We start from the raw sequence: 14,422 nt of genomic DNA on the forward strand, positions 1-14,422 counted from the left end.
AATAATTCAAGTTTAGACTAAAGTAAATTTACCACTTTTCTAGAATGACGATACTCAGGCTTTAAACTATTCACGCATAATTATTTTGTTATTGATTTGAATACTGGAGATAAAAAAATGGAATATACCGAGTTTATAACCCATGTTCAAAGTTTAGCTCAATCGGAATTTCGTGAAGAAGCAGAAGTTGCTACTCGTGCTACTTTGGAAATTATTAAAAAAATTATTCCTAGTGACGAAAGAGAAGAATTAGCAGCACAAATACCCCAGGAATTGAGAGAATATTTACATGGAGGTGAAACAGAACCTATTCAATCTTTGAATTTACAAGAATTTATTGAATGTATCAGTAACAAAGAACAGGTAGAACCCACGATAGCCGCTATTCATGTGCGGGCTGTTTTTGCTGTTGTACAACTTGCTGTTTCTCCAGAAAATTTCCGCAAATTTTATAACTATTTCTCTCATGATTATGAGGAATTATTCACTATCTCACTTGCTTAGTTAAAAGAAATTTGCAAGGGGAATATTTAAAAATACTCGATTTCTCTACGAAGTCGGGTATATTTTTGTTTACTAAATATTGAAAATGAATTACTATAGACACAAAATCATCAAAATTAAAGTTAATTTCAGGAATTATGCTGACTTTTACTCAACGTCAACCACCTAATGATGATACTATAGTTACTTTCACTCTTGCGCTGACTGCGGAAGAACGCACTCGTAGCCGTCATAAATTTGCATTAGCAGATGGTCAAGAGATTTTTTTGCGTTTAGCTAGAGGTACGGTATTAAACGATGGTGATCTTCTCACAGATGAAACTGAAAGTATTTATATGAGAATTATTGCTAAACAGGAACCTGTTTTAACTGCTTATGCAGAAATTCCTTTATTATTAAGGGCTGCGTATCATTTAGGAAATCGTCATGTTCCTGTGGAAATTAATTCTACTTATTTACGCTTATCTCCAGATACGGTTTTAGCTGCTATGTTAATCCAATTGGGGTTAGAAATTAAAGAGGAAGTTGTACCTTTTCAACCAGAATTAGGGGCTTATGGAAATCACTCTCACACATAGCCATTTTTTGGCGATTTTACAATTAGCAAGTCCAGCTTTACCTGTTGGTGCATACAGCTATTCGGAAGGGTTGGAAATGTTAATAGAAGATGGTACTATTACTAATGTTGAAAATCTCCAAGATTGGCTAAAATCTGAATTACTTTATGGCTCAATTCGCCTAGATGCAGCGATAATGTTGAGGGGTTTTTATGCTGTGAAATCAGGTGATATAGAGGCTTTAAAGCGGTGGAATTTATGGTTGTCAGCGGCGAGGGATACGGAGGAATTGCGGGCTGCTAGTTGGCAAATGGGACGTTCTCTGATGCAATTATTGGGTAAGCTAGAACCGGATATTTTACCTGTGGTGAATGCTGTAGGTTATCCTAGTAATTATGCGATCGCTTTTGCGATCGCTTGCGCTCATTGGGATATCAATATTCAAGCCTGTTTATTAGCCTATTTACATAGTTGGGCGAATAATTTAATTACTGCTGGTATTAAAATTATTCCTCTGGGACAAACTGCGGGACAGGAGTTATTACTGAGTTTACAATCTTTATTAACTATTACTGTGGAGGAAATTTTGACAATGACAGATGATGATTTAGGATGTTGTAATTGGGGTTTGTCTTTAGCGAGTATGCAGCACGAAACCCAGTACACTAGATTGTTTAGGAGTTAAAAATTATGACGGCTTTAAGGGTGGGAGTTGCAGGTCCTGTGGGTTCGGGAAAAACGGCTTTAGTAGATGCTTTATGTAAGGATTTACGAGAACAATATCAGTTAGCTGTGGTGACAAATGATATCTATACTCAAGAAGATGCTCAATTTTTAGTCCGTTCTCAAGCCTTAGAAAGCGATCGCATTTTAGGAGTAGAAACAGGAGGTTGTCCCCATACTGCTATCCGTGAAGATGCTTCTATGAATTTAGCCGCAATTGAACAATTAGAAGAGAAATTTACCAATTTAGATTTAGTCTTTTTAGAAAGTGGTGGAGATAATTTAGCGGCTACTTTCAGTCCCGAATTAGTAGATTTAACAATTTATGTCATTGATGTAGCTGCTGGTGATAAAATTCCCCGCAAAGGTGGTCCAGGTATTACTAAATCTGATTTATTAGTTATTAATAAAACCGATCTTGCTCCCTATGTGGGTGCTGATTTGAATATAATGGAAAGAGATGCAAAAAAAATGCGTGGTGATAAACCTTTTGTTTTTACAAATCTGAAAACTCAAACTGGTTTAGGAGATGTTCTTCAATTTGTGAATGCAGCTATTTGTTAATTGTTAGAATCAGGATTTACAGGATTAAAGGATTTTCAGAATGTAATTGATTTGCTTTCAGAAACAAACACAGATTTATTATATGGGGTTTGCTGAAAAAGTTGTCTGTGAGGGGAGGTGACAGGTGCTACGCCACGGGGACAGGGAAGGAATTTTCTTCTTTCTTCTTTCTTCTTTTTTTCTCCTGAACCCTTGGTAGGACATTAACTCTTACCTCTAACCTAGTTCGGTCAAGAACTGAGTCTGGTCAACTAGGCTTTTACAAGCCCTCACTTACCCGAGTCAAATTTATTTTGACGGGTAATGATCGGAAAAAACTTCTGTTCTTTCCTCCCCTGCCCCCGGTGCCTCTCTTCTCCCCCTACTTGGCTTCACCCGTCATTTTCACCTGAGTTCGACATAAGATAATTTTTCGAAAACTGCCCCAAATATGAGTCTCAAACCCTGATAATCTCGTTGAAAAAATCATAACTCTGTTCGCGTAGCAGAAACTCCGTTCGCGTAGCGTCTCCGAAGGAGAAACTCCTAACACCGAACTCAGGTATTTTCGGGTTGACAGACTACTGGGGTAAAATGACAACTAACAACTGACTATCTGGGGTAACGTTTCATTAATTCTCTGACTTGCTCTGCATGATAGGAGCTTCTTGTCAATGGTGAAGAAACAACTTGTAAAAATCCTAGTTCTTCGCCAAAAGTTTGCCATATTGCAAATTGTTCTGGTGTTATGAAGTTAGATACTTGTAAGTGTTTTTGACTGGGTTGGAGATATTGCCCAATTGTCAAAATATCACAATCTACTTTTCGTAGGTCTTCCATAACTTGGCGAATTTCTGCATCTGTTTCACCTAAGCCGACCATGATACCAGATTTGGTGTAAGTGCTGGGAGAAATTTGGCGAGAGCGTTGTAATAATTCCATTGTGCGATCGTAATTTCCCTGGGGACGCACACGGCGATACAAGCGAGGAATGGTTTCTGTATTGTGGTTAATTACTTCTGGTTTCCCTTGGAGAATTATTTCTAAAGCTTGCCAATTACCGCATAAATCGGGAATTAATACTTCTATTGTTGTCTGAGGCGAAACTTCATGAATAGCATTAATACAGTGGACAAACTGAGATGCACCACCATCAGGTAAATCATCTCGGTTAACGGAAGTAATCACGACGTGATTAAGCTGCATTCGCCGCACTGCTTCCGCTAGTCGTATGGGTTCGGTGGGATCTAAGGCTTGGGGTTTCTTTTCAAAATCAATATCACAGTAAGGACAAGCTCTAGTACAGGCTGGCCCCATAATTAAAAATGTGGCAGTACCCGCGTTGAAGCATTCCCCAATATTGGGACAGGAAGCTTCTTCGCAAACGGTATTCAGGGCTAAATCCCGCAAAATTTCTTTAACGTTACCAACACGCTCCCATTGAGGCGCTTTCACTCTCAACCAGTCTGGTTTTACAGTCACAGTCTACTTTTACCATTTTAGTTATACAAATCTTATGGTAGCAAGCAAAGACCTTGGAGGCAGATGAAATATTTGTTATTTTATAAGGGAAATGCCGAAAACCCTTGAAGATGTAGCTGACTTAGGAAGCTACATCTGTGCTTTAGGCAAGGGATGAAGGCTAGAGGCTTTCCTTTATCCTGCATTGATTTTAATCCATATTCGTGATACAACTATATTGTCACTAAAGACGTAAAAAGCTACCGAGAGACTCTCGGAAAGTTACGCTTGTCAGATATGATTTCGCCCGCCAGGTCTAACGAAATCAGGGCAAGAACCCAAATATTTAAGGCAGTGCCTGAAACTGGGATAACTGAGGGATATAGACTGAAACTCTCTATAGAATCTCCGCGTCTTTAGACCGGAGAGTGTCAAAATGATTGTGGTAATATTTTTATATAATGAATGCCACTTTTGTGGCGGGATGTGGCGCAGCTTGGTAGCGCACTTCGTTCGGGACGAAGGGGCCGCTGGTTCGAATCCAGTCATCCCGATTGTTGTTTTGTCACTTGCCAGATTATTTGACCGCGTTGACAAATTGGTGTCCGTCTTGCCAAATTATTGTCCGCGTTGCCAAATTACCTAATCATCATCGTGTATTGGCATTGGAAGCTATTACAATAATAGCTTTTATTTATTGGTATTGCTTCAGTTACGGAAAATCCCGAACGAAGTGCGCCTTTCAACCCACCTAAAATGTTTTATATGCCTGGGGTTAGCAAGCAAGTTACCAAGATAGCAATTCCTACGGATCACTTTGCGATCGCATCTCTGGATGAAGGTAAAGCTGTGATTCCCGTATGGTTGGATGTTATTTATCAGCAGTTGGCGGTTAAGCTAAAAATGTGATGGGTACAATAAATTAGGACTTACGCACTATACAAATTAACCATGATGTGAATGAACGAAAATCCGTCGTTTCAGGCTTTAGGCGATTAACTTCTGTTCAATAGCGAACTGCTTGCAGCAGCGCTTCGCTATCGCTCAAAAATAATCAAAAAATCACGTTAAAATGCCCAAAACCCATACCTCATAGTAACCGTTCACGGGGGGTACAAAAAACGCTCTATATGAGATTCCACGAAAACAGCATGAAAAACGTTATAGATTTGATTTTTTTAGGTCATTTGAAATTCGCAAAATCTCTATATCGGTCTGCAAATCGTTTTCCAGCCAATTTAAGAACCATTCGTTAATATGTCAAGTTGCCTGAAAAACCCAACAGACAAAGCTTTCAGGTTTTTTAATAAATTCTCACCCCCTGTGAACGGTTACATTAGCAGTAGCTACTCAAAAAACTTATGAAACTTTGAGCAAAAAGACAAATCAAGATGATATATATGACGATCTAGTAAAAAGACTATTTAAAGATAGATTACATAAAGCAAATGTTAATCATATCGTTTTTGCTAGACGTGGTAAAACTGCACGAGAAGAAGCACTACAACAAGCTATTAATCAAGCAAAAATAAATTTTGAAACAAAATGGAAAATATCTTCCGATAGTACAACTATTATTAAACCCGACCTTCACCCGCAGTTGTATTATATCATTGATATTAAAAACATTCAAATAATGTAATGAATTAAAACCAATATTGTGGTTAATATGTACCATAAAATAGCAAGCGATCGCTCATGATATCCTAAATTTTCTTTTGATGTTGTACCATCTCCCCAAACGGCAAAAAACACCGATGACACCAACCATCAACCCACAACGCCGGAACTTTGAACCTAGCTCCACAATTAGGACACTCAGACAACAAACTTAAATGATGATGCTGACACCCCTGAGTCACCTTAAACTGCCACTCAATCCGATGACAAGGCGACTCCACATAACAACCAGCACAAAGCCGAATCGGTTCAAGATTCATTCCCACCCCAGCAGGTGGTAACATCTGCTCTAACCTATTAGCATCAACCCCCACAACCTTAGCCACAGCCTCCAATTGTTGCCGAGAGGGAGGGGGATTAAAACGAAACTTTTCCCAACGAGCGATCGCACTGGCCAAGACGCAGGAAAAACCAACATTTACACATCCTACGTTGGGTTTCGTTCCTCAATCAAACCTTAAAAAGGTGGTAATTCTTTCAAAATGGTAAAGCGAATATGGTTAATAGCCAAGTCACCTAGTGAAATCTCTTCTTTTGTTAAGCGGATGCCATTTCTGCGTAAGGTTTCAAAGGTGATGCCTTTACCAATTTCGATGTGATACCAGCATAAGCCCATGAAGAACCTTGTAGGATATGGACCACCTTCTTCGAGATCATCAGGATTGGATTCCATTGGCAACCAACCAATTCCAGGAATGTAAAACTCTAACCAAACATGATTAAAATCAGGTTGAAGAGGAACGCCCTGGTGTTCGGCATAGACTGGACATTTATATCTACCAACGGTGCGACAAGGAATGCCATTGAGGCGACAAAGTGCTAGTAATACACCTACATATTCTCCACAAGAACCAGTACCCCGATCCAAGGCGATATCAGGTGAGTCAATATGGGGTTTAATGGCATAGGATAATTGATCATAGACATAGTTACGGATACTGTACATTTTCCGTAATATGTTGGTTTCTGTACCAACGGCTGTGCGGGCTGCACGGATAACAATATCGGTATCCATTGCCAGGTCGTCATCATCTACCAGATAGCGGGTTTTTAATTCTGGTGACAGTTCGGGAACATCTTCCACGTCTCTAGGAGTGATGCGATGTTTAATGCCGCGTACTTCTACTAATGCCTTCCAGCCAAATATGTGACGTTCACCGGGGGCAATGCTATCAAATTTAAATACGGCTACTCTTTGTCCGTCAATGATTTCTTCAGTGAAAGGTAAACCAATATGTTCAACTTGTTGGACTTTTTGGCGTTGGGTTTCTGAGGGGAGGGCTATACGCCATTCTATATCGGCTAAGTAAACTTCATCCAGGGGGGAAATTTCCTCAACATAAGACATTTCTATGAGATAGCCATTGGAGAGGGCGTAGCGTTTATCCTCCTGGTAATGATATTGTAGGGAATGAATGAATGTGCGATCGCGGTAGGTTAATTCAAAACAGGGGTCAGCGTTGGGATTATCCCGAATATAGGGTTCTTCGCTGGAGTATGCCACATAAATCCGATCTTTGCCTGTATCATCCTGTCCGTGAACGGCGATACCTGTAGGAGAATCAAAAGGCGTGAGAACACTAAAACGGACTTCTCCAGTTGCCCTATCCATAGAGTAAACTGTTTGTTCCGTGCGATCGCATACCCACAAAGTTTCTTTACTAACTGCTAAATTTTGTATACCGACACCAGGGGCATAAAATCTGGTGATTTCCTTGCGGGTATCTCGATTAAAAATCAAAATATAGCCAAGTCTTTGGCAACTAACATAAACGGTAGATTCCCAAACGGCCACACCATCAGCAGGATAGGGTAAAGTCACAAAATGCTCTAACCCTAAAGATGCCAATTTACATAAATAGACACTGTTCCCACGAGTCACCCACAGATCATCTTCCCACACGGCTAAACCGGTAACTTCTTGAAATTCGCGGACTTGGTGGGGATTGATAATTTTGCTGTTATCGGTAAGGGGGTCAATTTCTAATAAATGACCTTTAACCGTATCAATAGCAATAAGTTTATCTTTAATGGAAGCAATACCGTAGAGGGTAGCAGCAGTAACTGGTCTGATTATTTTTTGCCCAAACATCTGGCTCACCGTCAAACTAGGTAGTGGAACACTCATAAATTATTATTTATTAACAACAGTTGCCATAGAGAAAGGAGTCAGGAGTCAGGAGTTCAGGAGTCAGGAGGAAGAAGGAAGAAGAAAGAATAAAATTACCCAATGACCAATGACCAATGACCAATGACCAATGACCAATGACAACTGACAATTGACCAATTCCACATTTTCGGACATCACTAAATTATGATCGAATTTTGTAACCATTTCCTGTAACCTACACGATGTCTGCTCATTCTTTACCTGAATCTACCCACCTCTGGCATGGTTTGGAAGTTGAAAAAGCTTTAGAAATGCTTGATAGTGACGCAAACAGCGGCTTAACCTCCCAAGAAGTTGAACAGCGTCGTCAGAAGTATGGACTCAATGAACTCGAAGAAAATGGAGGTCGTAGTCCTTGGCAAATTCTGCTAGATCAGTTTACCAATATCATGTTATTGATGCTGATTGCCGTTGCCCTTATTTCTGGCTTTTTGGATTTAGTGGCTTTGACTGGGGGGACATTAAAACCCGGTGAAGTGCCATTTAAAGACACAATTGCCATTATGGCTATAGTTATCCTCAATGGTATTTTGGGCTATGTCCAAGAAAGCCGGGCCGAAAAAGCTCTAGCAGCCTTGAAAAAACTGTCTTCTCCCTCAGTGCGAGTCCTACGTGACGGTAAACTGGGGGATGTGGCGGCTAAGGAGCTAGTACCGGGGGATGTGATGCTGCTGGAAGCGGGTGTACAAATAGCTGCGGACGGTCGCTTAATAGAACAGTCTAATTTGCAAGTGCGAGAATCGGCTCTTACAGGTGAAGCCGAAGCTGTCAATAAGCAAGCCATACTTACACTACCAGAAGATGCACCATTAGGCGATCGCCTCAATTCAGTTTTTCAAGGTACGGAAGTCCTCCAAGGTCGGGCGAAGGTACTGGTAACTCACACCGGAATGCGCACAGAACTAGGCAAAATTGCCGCCATGTTGCAGTCTGTGGACGGTGAACCTACGCCTTTACAGCAGCGCATGACCCAATTGGGTAATGTTCTCGTCAGTGGTTCTTTAATTCTTGTAGCCATAGTAGTTGGTGGTGGACTAATTCATGATCTAACTAAAGGAATAGGTTGGAAGAATTTACAAGAATTAGTGGAAGTTTCTTTAAGTATGGCGGTGGCGGTAGTTCCTGAAGGTTTACCTGCGGTAATCACTGTGACTCTGGCTTTGGGAACTCAGCGTATGGTCAAGCATCACGCTTTAATTCGCAAACTCCCAGCCGTAGAGACTCTTGGTTCTGTAACTACTATTTGTTCTGATAAAACCGGAACTCTAACTCAAAATAAAATGGTGGTACAGTCGGTGTACACCAATAATTCTACCTTTCGCGTCACTGGAGAAGGTTATACTCCCATTGGCGATTTTCAATTAAATGGTGAAAAAGCCAGTTTAGATGAAGTCCCGGAAATTTCCGCCTTGCTTGTTCCCTGTGCTGTTTGTAATGATGCTGTTTTGCAACAACAACAAGGAGTATGGGCAATTTTAGGCGACCCCACTGAAGGGGCTTTAGTTACCTTGGCAGGAAAAGCCGGAATTGAACAAGACCAATGGAGTAGTAAATTACCCCGTGTTTCCGAATTTCCCTTTTCTTCTGAACGGAAGCGCATGAGTGTGATTTGTCAACTAGAAGCTGTAGCCACTGGTGATACTTCTTTAACCGCCATTGACCCAGCGATTGCTGGTTTTGTGGAATCGGAACAATACTTAATGTTTACCAAGGGTTCACCAGAATTAACTTTGGAAAGGTGTACAAAAATCCATTTAGGTAATCACTCGATTCCTATCAGTGACGAACACCGCAGCCAAATTTTGGTAGCTAATGACCAGATGGCGGGTAAAGGTTTACGGGTCTTAGGTTTTGCTTATAAACCTTTAGCTGAAGTTCCCCCAGATGGTTCTCATGATACATCTGAGGTAGATTTGGTCTGGTTGGGGTTGGTGGGAATGCTAGACGCGCCTCGTCCAGAAGTGAGGGCGGCTGTGCAAGAATGTCGCCACGCGGGAATCCGTCCGATTATGATTACTGGCGACCATCAATTAACTGCTCAGGCGATCGCTATTGATTTGGGAATTGCCCAAGTAGGTGATAGAGTCCTCACTGGTAAGGAATTACAACTTCTCAGTGACCAGGAATTAGAGGAACAGGTTGACTTAGTGAGTATTTACGCGAGAGTCTCCCCTGAACATAAATTAAGAATTGTCCAAGCTTTGCAACGTCGCGGGCGATTTGTGGCAATGACAGGCGATGGCGTGAATGATGCTCCCGCCCTCAAACAAGCCGATATCGGCATTGCCATGGGCATCACAGGTACAGATGTGAGCAAGGAAGCCAGCGACATGATCCTCCTAGATGACAATTTTGCCACCATAGTCGCTGCCACGAAGGAAGGTAGAGTTGTTTATACTAATATTCGCAGGTTTATCAAGTATATTCTTGGTAGTAATATTGGGGAAGTTCTCACCATTGCGGCTGCGCCATTGTTGGGATTAGGAGGTGTTCCTTTGAGTCCTTTGCAAATTCTCTGGATGAATTTGGTAACAGACGGTTTACCAGCTTTAGCATTAGCTGTAGAACCCCCTGAACCTGATGTGATGGAACGTCCTCCCTTTAGTCCCCGTGAAAGTATTTTTGCTAGGGGTTTAGGTTCTTACATGATTCGCATTGGGATTGTCTTCGCTGTGATTACAATTATCCTCATGGAATGGGCTTACCATCATTCTCATGCAGCCGGGTATCAAGGACATGAAGATACTTGGAAGACAATGGTATTTACTTCATTATGTCTAGCACAAATGGGTCATGCGATCGCCATTCGTTCTAATAATAGACTTACCATCGAAATGAATCCCTTTTCTAATCCCTTTGTATTAGGGTCAGTCATTGTCACCACGATTTTGCAATTGATGTTAATTTATGTTCCACCCCTGCAAAGTTTCTTTGGTACTCATGCACTGAGTTTAGAAGAATTAGGAATTTGTATCGGTTTTAGTGCTTTAATGTTTGTCTGGATTGAAGGTGAGAAGATATTCTTCCGCTTAATGGGCAAAAGGAATGTTTAATTGATAAATTGTCAGAATCAGGATTTACAGGATTTGAAGATTAACAGGATTTCATTTCATTATCTTTGGATTTTTTTATCCTGATTCTGATATTTACCAATTAGTCATCAATATGTATCGAAAAATCAACTTCAACAAGATCCAGAATTTCATCGTCAATCCTGTAGGGGCGGGGTTTCCCCGCCCTTAATTGTATTGCTGCATAAAAAAATCTTGGTGCGGGGACAATTCTAGAATTAATTAGGAGATAGATATCATGGGTGAATCCAAACGGAGAAAACAGCAAGATCCCAACTACGGGAAAGTTAAAAATCCTGTCAAAAATCTTATGAAAGTTTTTTGCCCATTCTTTGAAGATTACGATAATTTATCTCATCTCGATGGTGATACTATATCGTTGATGATAGCTAAACAGGGTTACAAAGAAACGGGTTTGAAAGGCATAATTGTCACAGGATATCTAGCCGAACATTTATTAAAAGACTATCCTCCCGAATCTGAATTAGTCCAAGCCTTCAAACAACATGGAAATATTTATGTTACTTCCACATTAGCCCTAGCGTATTTGGAAAATGATATAAACAAAGAGGAAAATCTTAGGAATTTTGATACATACGACCCATTAAATGACTTTATATGTATGAAAAGCGATTCTAAAAAGTACCAAGTAAGTTTGGTGACAGGATCTTAAAAAAATTTTCTCATCTCCCACAAAATCCCCAAAAGAATCCCGGCGACTGGAAGTCACGGCTACACAAGCAAAACCCACCTGCGTGGGTTTTAAATTTCCCTAGTCCGCCTACGCGGACTTTGTTTGTATAGCCGTGTATCCCTGACGGAAGCCGGAGGCATCTTTCTAATCGCCAGCTTATTTCTGCAAAATTGGGATGCTCCCCATAGGTTTCTCATCTCAAAGATAACTTATTATAGAAGTCAGGGATTTTGAATCCTTAGCCATTATGTACTTAAAAACTTTACACCTCAAACAATTTCGGAATTACCAAAACCAAAAAGTTGAATTTACCGCTGCTAAAACAATTTTGGTAGGTAATAATGCTCAAGGAAAATCGAACTTGTTAGAGGCTGTGGAGTTATTGGCAACATTGCGATCGCACCGGATGGCACGCGATCGTGATTTAATTAAGGAAGGTGAATCTACAGCCCAAATTCATGGCACCCTAGACCGGATTCATAGCCACAGCGATTTAACTCTCACCTTCCGTCGTCAAGCGCGTCGCACCGTCGCCATAAATGGGCAAATAGTCCCCAGACAAATGGACTTTCTCGGTGTTCTCAATGCAGTAGAGTTTTCTAGTTTGGATTTAGAATTGGTGCGTGGTAGTCCTGAAATTCGTCGCAACTGGCTAGATACACTCTTAATTCAATTAGAACCAGTTTATGCTCACATTTTGCACCAATATCACCAAGTTTTACGCCAACGCAATGCTTTTTTAAAACTTTATCTAAATACACCAGAAAAATCTCTACAATCAGAATTAGCTATCTGGGATGCACAATTAGTAACTGCTGGTACAAAGGTGATTATGAGAAGAAATAGAGCTATTCAACGATTAGCTCCTATAGCTTCTGCATGGCACGCTAGTATTAGTGGAGCATCCGAAATTCTGCAAATCAATTATGCTGCTAATATTCCCTTAGAAAAAACCTCTCCTCAAGAATTACAAGCAGCCTTTTTTACTAAACTTCAACAAAGAGCAGTTGCAGAATCACATCGAGGGATAACGTTAGTTGGACCCCACCGCGATGAAATAGAATTAATTATTAATCAAACTCCTGCCCGCCAATATGGTTCTCAAGGTCAACAAAGAACTTTAGTTTTAGCTTTGAAATTAGCCGAATTACAATTAATTGAGGAAGTGATTAATGAACCACCTTTGTTATTATTAGATGATGTTTTAGCCGAATTAGATCCATCTCGTCAAGGTCAATTACTTGATGCTATTCAAGACCGCTTTCAAACCTTGATTACTACTACTCATTTAGGTGCTTTTGACTCTCAATGGTTGAAATCTTCCCAGATTCTATCTGTGAGTGCGGGAAAAATTGACAACTAATACCAATTTTATAGCAATTCCCAATCTCAATAAATACACCCCAACCGCCCTAAGGCTATACCCCCTTAGTCCCCAGAATTTTTTGAAGCTAAATAGAAATTATTATTATAATAGAAAAACACTTTGCAAACATTGGAGATTTTCAACTACCCGAAATCGTCAGAAAATAATGACACATCATAAAATTTAAACTTTTGATCTACCGTAATTATTGTTAAACCTTCCACCAAAGCTTGAGAAATTAACATCCTATCAAACGGGTCTTTATGATGCCAAGGCAAACTACCCACATTCAAACAATGCTCCGCCGAAATATCCAAAACTTGACACCGATTATCCCGAAGCACCGCCAACAAATCATCGGGTTGCTTCAACTTTCCTAACGAAGTTTTAATCGCTATTTCCCATATTGTTGCTGCGCTAACAAAACTATCATTGACTGGATTTCTAATAATTTCTCGCACATCTGCCGACAACTTTGGGTCATTTGCTAACCACGACAATAAAACATGGGTATCTAATAAAAACCCCATTAACCTTTTCCATAAAACATAGCGTTAATCTCCTCTGACTCATCATCAAAATTATCAGCCATCCAAACGCGCCCTTCCCAAGCCCCAGGAGTCCGCGGCTCAGGTTCTGCTTCATAGCGGATCAAACGCACCAATGGTTTACCCTCTCGACTAATGACCACATCTTCACCCTCTAACACTGACTCTATTAATTCGAGAAGATATGCCCTTGCTTCTTGAACTGTTGCATTCTTCATAGACAAAAAAACAAAGAGATTAAAATCTAATTATAAGATGAAAATAATAATTCAGAACAACTTAAACAAGCTATTTTAAACCTGATATAAACCGAAAAAACCATAGAAGATAGTAATAATCAGTACGGCGTATTTTATTAAGTAAAAGATAAATTAAATTGAGTCACCGTTTAAATATGCTTTAGAGAAAAATACTATTCTTAGACTTTAATTAACGTCCAAAACCATAACAAAAAAACATAGCGCGTCAGGGTAGCTTCAAGATGATTTTGGATATGTGAAGTAAATCTCCTGTATTGGCTATTAATACAGCTGATGGTGGGGTACAATTGTTAATTATCAGCCGTCCTAATCTGGGTGAAAAAGGCAATTAATTTCATACCTTTAAATTTTTCTGTTCACCTAACTAATAAAATTTTTCTAATCTTTTAAATATGTGTAGAATAATTACAGTTAAAATCGCGCCCATTAATCCTAATTGCCATAAACCACACCCAGCCGCAATTCCCAAAGCAGCGGATACCCAAATTGCAGCAGCAGAAGTTAATCCGTGAACTTCTGGAGATTTTGATGATTGGGAAGATTGACGCAAAATCTCCCCAGCGCCTAAAAACCCCACTCCAGCAGCGATACCTTGAACTACACGACTAATAGCATCAGCACTAAGTTGTGTCCCACCTGTTTGGATAGCAATCAGAGTAAATACAGATGAACCTAAACTGACTAACATATGGGTTCTTAAACCAGCCGGTTTATTTTTTAGTTGTCGTTCTAAGCCAATTATAGCCCCAATAAACAAGGCGAAACACAGACGAAGACCGGTGTTTAGCCAGTCACTACTGGCAATATAGTAAGGGTTAATCAAGTTCTGTTGGTGGTAAATAGTT

At 40.2% G+C, this 14,422-nt stretch carries 15 protein-coding genes and 1 tRNA gene; 10 read left to right on the forward strand and 6 right to left on the reverse strand.

Features of this window, described 5'->3' with window-relative positions; translation table 11 throughout:
• The first annotated feature begins 117 nt into the window (after positions 1-117).
• The 4 genes from IQ226_RS06385 to ureG all read left to right on the forward strand — a co-directional run bounded on the left by IQ226_RS06385 (position 118) and on the right by ureG (position 2,348).
• On the forward strand, positions 118-504 hold the full coding sequence (locus IQ226_RS06385) for a DUF2267 domain-containing protein (RefSeq protein WP_193893469.1): 387 nt from the start codon (positions 118-120) through the stop codon (positions 502-504).
• 137 nt (positions 505-641) lie between these two features.
• On the forward strand, positions 642-1,082 hold the full coding sequence (gene ureE, locus IQ226_RS06390) for an urease accessory protein UreE (protein WP_193893471.1): 441 nt from the start codon (positions 642-644) through the stop codon (positions 1,080-1,082).
• A complete protein-coding gene (locus IQ226_RS06395) occupies positions 1,060-1,746 on the forward strand; it encodes an urease accessory protein UreF (RefSeq protein ID WP_193893473.1) in 687 nt (228 codons plus the stop codon). Before ureE ends, IQ226_RS06395 begins: the two co-directional genes overlap by 23 nt.
• Before the next feature lie 5 nt (positions 1,747-1,751).
• The gene (gene ureG, locus IQ226_RS06400; protein ID WP_193893475.1) at positions 1,752-2,348 is read left to right on the forward strand and encodes an urease accessory protein UreG; all 597 of its coding nucleotides are present in this window, start codon (positions 1,752-1,754) and stop codon (positions 2,346-2,348) included.
• A gap of 591 nt (positions 2,349-2,939) precedes the next feature.
• Here ureG and lipA read toward each other — a convergent pair.
• Complete coding sequence (gene lipA, locus IQ226_RS06405) at positions 2,940-3,809, reverse strand: lipoyl synthase (protein ID WP_193893477.1); 870 nt, start codon at positions 3,807-3,809, stop codon at positions 2,940-2,942.
• Positions 3,810-4,268: 459 nt separating this feature from the next.
• Between lipA and IQ226_RS06410 the strand changes: the two genes are divergently transcribed.
• The 3 genes from IQ226_RS06410 (at position 4,269) to IQ226_RS06420 (ending at position 5,430) form a co-directional block, all read left to right on the forward strand.
• Positions 4,269-4,342, forward strand: a tRNA-Pro gene (locus tag IQ226_RS06410).
• A gap of 211 nt (positions 4,343-4,553) precedes the next feature.
• On the forward strand, positions 4,554-4,697 hold the full coding sequence (locus IQ226_RS24955; RefSeq protein ID WP_228039284.1) for a hypothetical protein: 144 nt from the start codon (positions 4,554-4,556) through the stop codon (positions 4,695-4,697).
• A gap of 460 nt (positions 4,698-5,157) precedes the next feature.
• Positions 5,158-5,430 (forward strand): hypothetical protein, encoded by a 273-nt coding sequence (locus IQ226_RS06420; protein ID WP_193893479.1) that lies wholly within the window; start codon positions 5,158-5,160, stop codon positions 5,428-5,430.
• A 64-nt stretch (positions 5,431-5,494) separates the two neighbouring features.
• On the opposite strand, the gene IQ226_RS06425 is transcribed toward IQ226_RS06420, so the two are convergent.
• Both IQ226_RS06425 and IQ226_RS06430 read right to left on the reverse strand, forming a co-directional pair.
• Positions 5,495-5,866, reverse strand: coding sequence for a hypothetical protein (locus IQ226_RS06425; protein WP_228039285.1), 372 nt, complete (start codon positions 5,864-5,866; stop codon positions 5,495-5,497).
• A gap of 59 nt (positions 5,867-5,925) precedes the next feature.
• On the reverse strand, positions 5,926-7,596 hold the full coding sequence (locus tag IQ226_RS06430; RefSeq protein WP_193893531.1) for a transglutaminase domain-containing protein: 1,671 nt from the start codon (positions 7,594-7,596) through the stop codon (positions 5,926-5,928).
• A 224-nt stretch (positions 7,597-7,820) separates the two neighbouring features.
• Here IQ226_RS06430 and IQ226_RS06435 point away from each other — a divergent pair, with 224 nt between their 5' ends.
• The 3 genes from IQ226_RS06435 (at position 7,821) to recF (ending at position 12,766) form a co-directional block, all read left to right on the forward strand.
• Positions 7,821-10,691 carry a cation-translocating P-type ATPase gene (locus IQ226_RS06435; RefSeq protein ID WP_193893534.1) on the forward strand — a complete coding sequence of 957 codons (2,871 nt, stop codon included), beginning with the start codon at positions 7,821-7,823 and terminating at the stop codon, positions 10,689-10,691.
• Positions 10,692-10,947: 256 nt separating this feature from the next.
• Complete coding sequence (locus IQ226_RS06440; protein WP_193893536.1) at positions 10,948-11,382, forward strand: hypothetical protein; 435 nt, start codon at positions 10,948-10,950, stop codon at positions 11,380-11,382.
• Between the two features lie 268 nt (positions 11,383-11,650).
• Positions 11,651-12,766 carry a DNA replication/repair protein RecF gene (gene recF, locus IQ226_RS06445; protein ID WP_193893538.1) on the forward strand — a complete coding sequence of 372 codons (1,116 nt, stop codon included), beginning with the start codon at positions 11,651-11,653 and terminating at the stop codon, positions 12,764-12,766.
• 146 nt (positions 12,767-12,912) lie between these two features.
• Here recF and IQ226_RS06450 read toward each other — a convergent pair whose 3' ends face one another.
• From IQ226_RS06450 to IQ226_RS06460, 3 genes are all read right to left on the reverse strand, one after another.
• Entirely contained in the window at positions 12,913-13,299 is a 387-nt protein-coding gene (locus IQ226_RS06450) for a type II toxin-antitoxin system VapC family toxin (RefSeq protein WP_193893540.1), read from the reverse strand.
• The gene (locus IQ226_RS06455; RefSeq protein ID WP_193893542.1) at positions 13,299-13,535 is read right to left on the reverse strand and encodes a type II toxin-antitoxin system Phd/YefM family antitoxin; all 237 of its coding nucleotides are present in this window, start codon (positions 13,533-13,535) and stop codon (positions 13,299-13,301) included. Before IQ226_RS06455 ends, IQ226_RS06450 begins: the two co-directional genes overlap by 1 nt.
• 406 nt (positions 13,536-13,941) lie before the next feature.
• Complete coding sequence (locus IQ226_RS06460) at positions 13,942-14,400, reverse strand: MgtC/SapB family protein (RefSeq protein WP_193893544.1); 459 nt, start codon at positions 14,398-14,400, stop codon at positions 13,942-13,944.
• Between the last annotated feature and the right edge of the window lie 22 nt (positions 14,401-14,422).

This window comes from Dolichospermum sp. LEGE 00240 (assembly GCF_015207875.1).
Classification (GTDB): domain Bacteria; phylum Cyanobacteriota; class Cyanobacteriia; order Cyanobacteriales; family Nostocaceae; genus Dolichospermum; species Dolichospermum gracile.

What these genes read in the sequence shown, in the direction of transcription:
- IQ226_RS06385 (WP_193893469.1), top strand. Translation starts at nt 118, where the DNA reads ATGGAATATACCGAGTTTATAACCCATGTTCAAAGTTTAGCTCAATCG.
- ureE (WP_193893471.1), top strand. Translation starts at nt 642, where the DNA reads ATGCTGACTTTTACTCAACGTCAACCACCTAATGATGATACTATAGTT.
- IQ226_RS06395 (WP_193893473.1), top strand. Translation starts at nt 1,060, where the DNA reads ATGGAAATCACTCTCACACATAGCCATTTTTTGGCGATTTTACAATTA.
- ureG (WP_193893475.1), top strand. Translation starts at nt 1,752, where the DNA reads ATGACGGCTTTAAGGGTGGGAGTTGCAGGTCCTGTGGGTTCGGGAAAA.
- IQ226_RS24955 (WP_228039284.1), top strand. Translation starts at nt 4,554, where the DNA reads ATGCCTGGGGTTAGCAAGCAAGTTACCAAGATAGCAATTCCTACGGAT.
- IQ226_RS06430 (WP_193893531.1), bottom strand. Translation starts at nt 7,596, where the DNA reads ATGAGTGTTCCACTACCTAGTTTGACGGTGAGCCAGATGTTTGGGCAA.
- IQ226_RS06435 (WP_193893534.1), top strand. Translation starts at nt 7,821, where the DNA reads ATGTCTGCTCATTCTTTACCTGAATCTACCCACCTCTGGCATGGTTTG.
- IQ226_RS06440 (WP_193893536.1), top strand. Translation starts at nt 10,948, where the DNA reads ATGGGTGAATCCAAACGGAGAAAACAGCAAGATCCCAACTACGGGAAA.
- recF (WP_193893538.1), top strand. Translation starts at nt 11,651, where the DNA reads ATGTACTTAAAAACTTTACACCTCAAACAATTTCGGAATTACCAAAAC.
- IQ226_RS06450 (WP_193893540.1), bottom strand. Translation starts at nt 13,299, where the DNA reads ATGGGGTTTTTATTAGATACCCATGTTTTATTGTCGTGGTTAGCAAAT.
- IQ226_RS06455 (WP_193893542.1), bottom strand. Translation starts at nt 13,535, where the DNA reads ATGAAGAATGCAACAGTTCAAGAAGCAAGGGCATATCTTCTCGAATTA.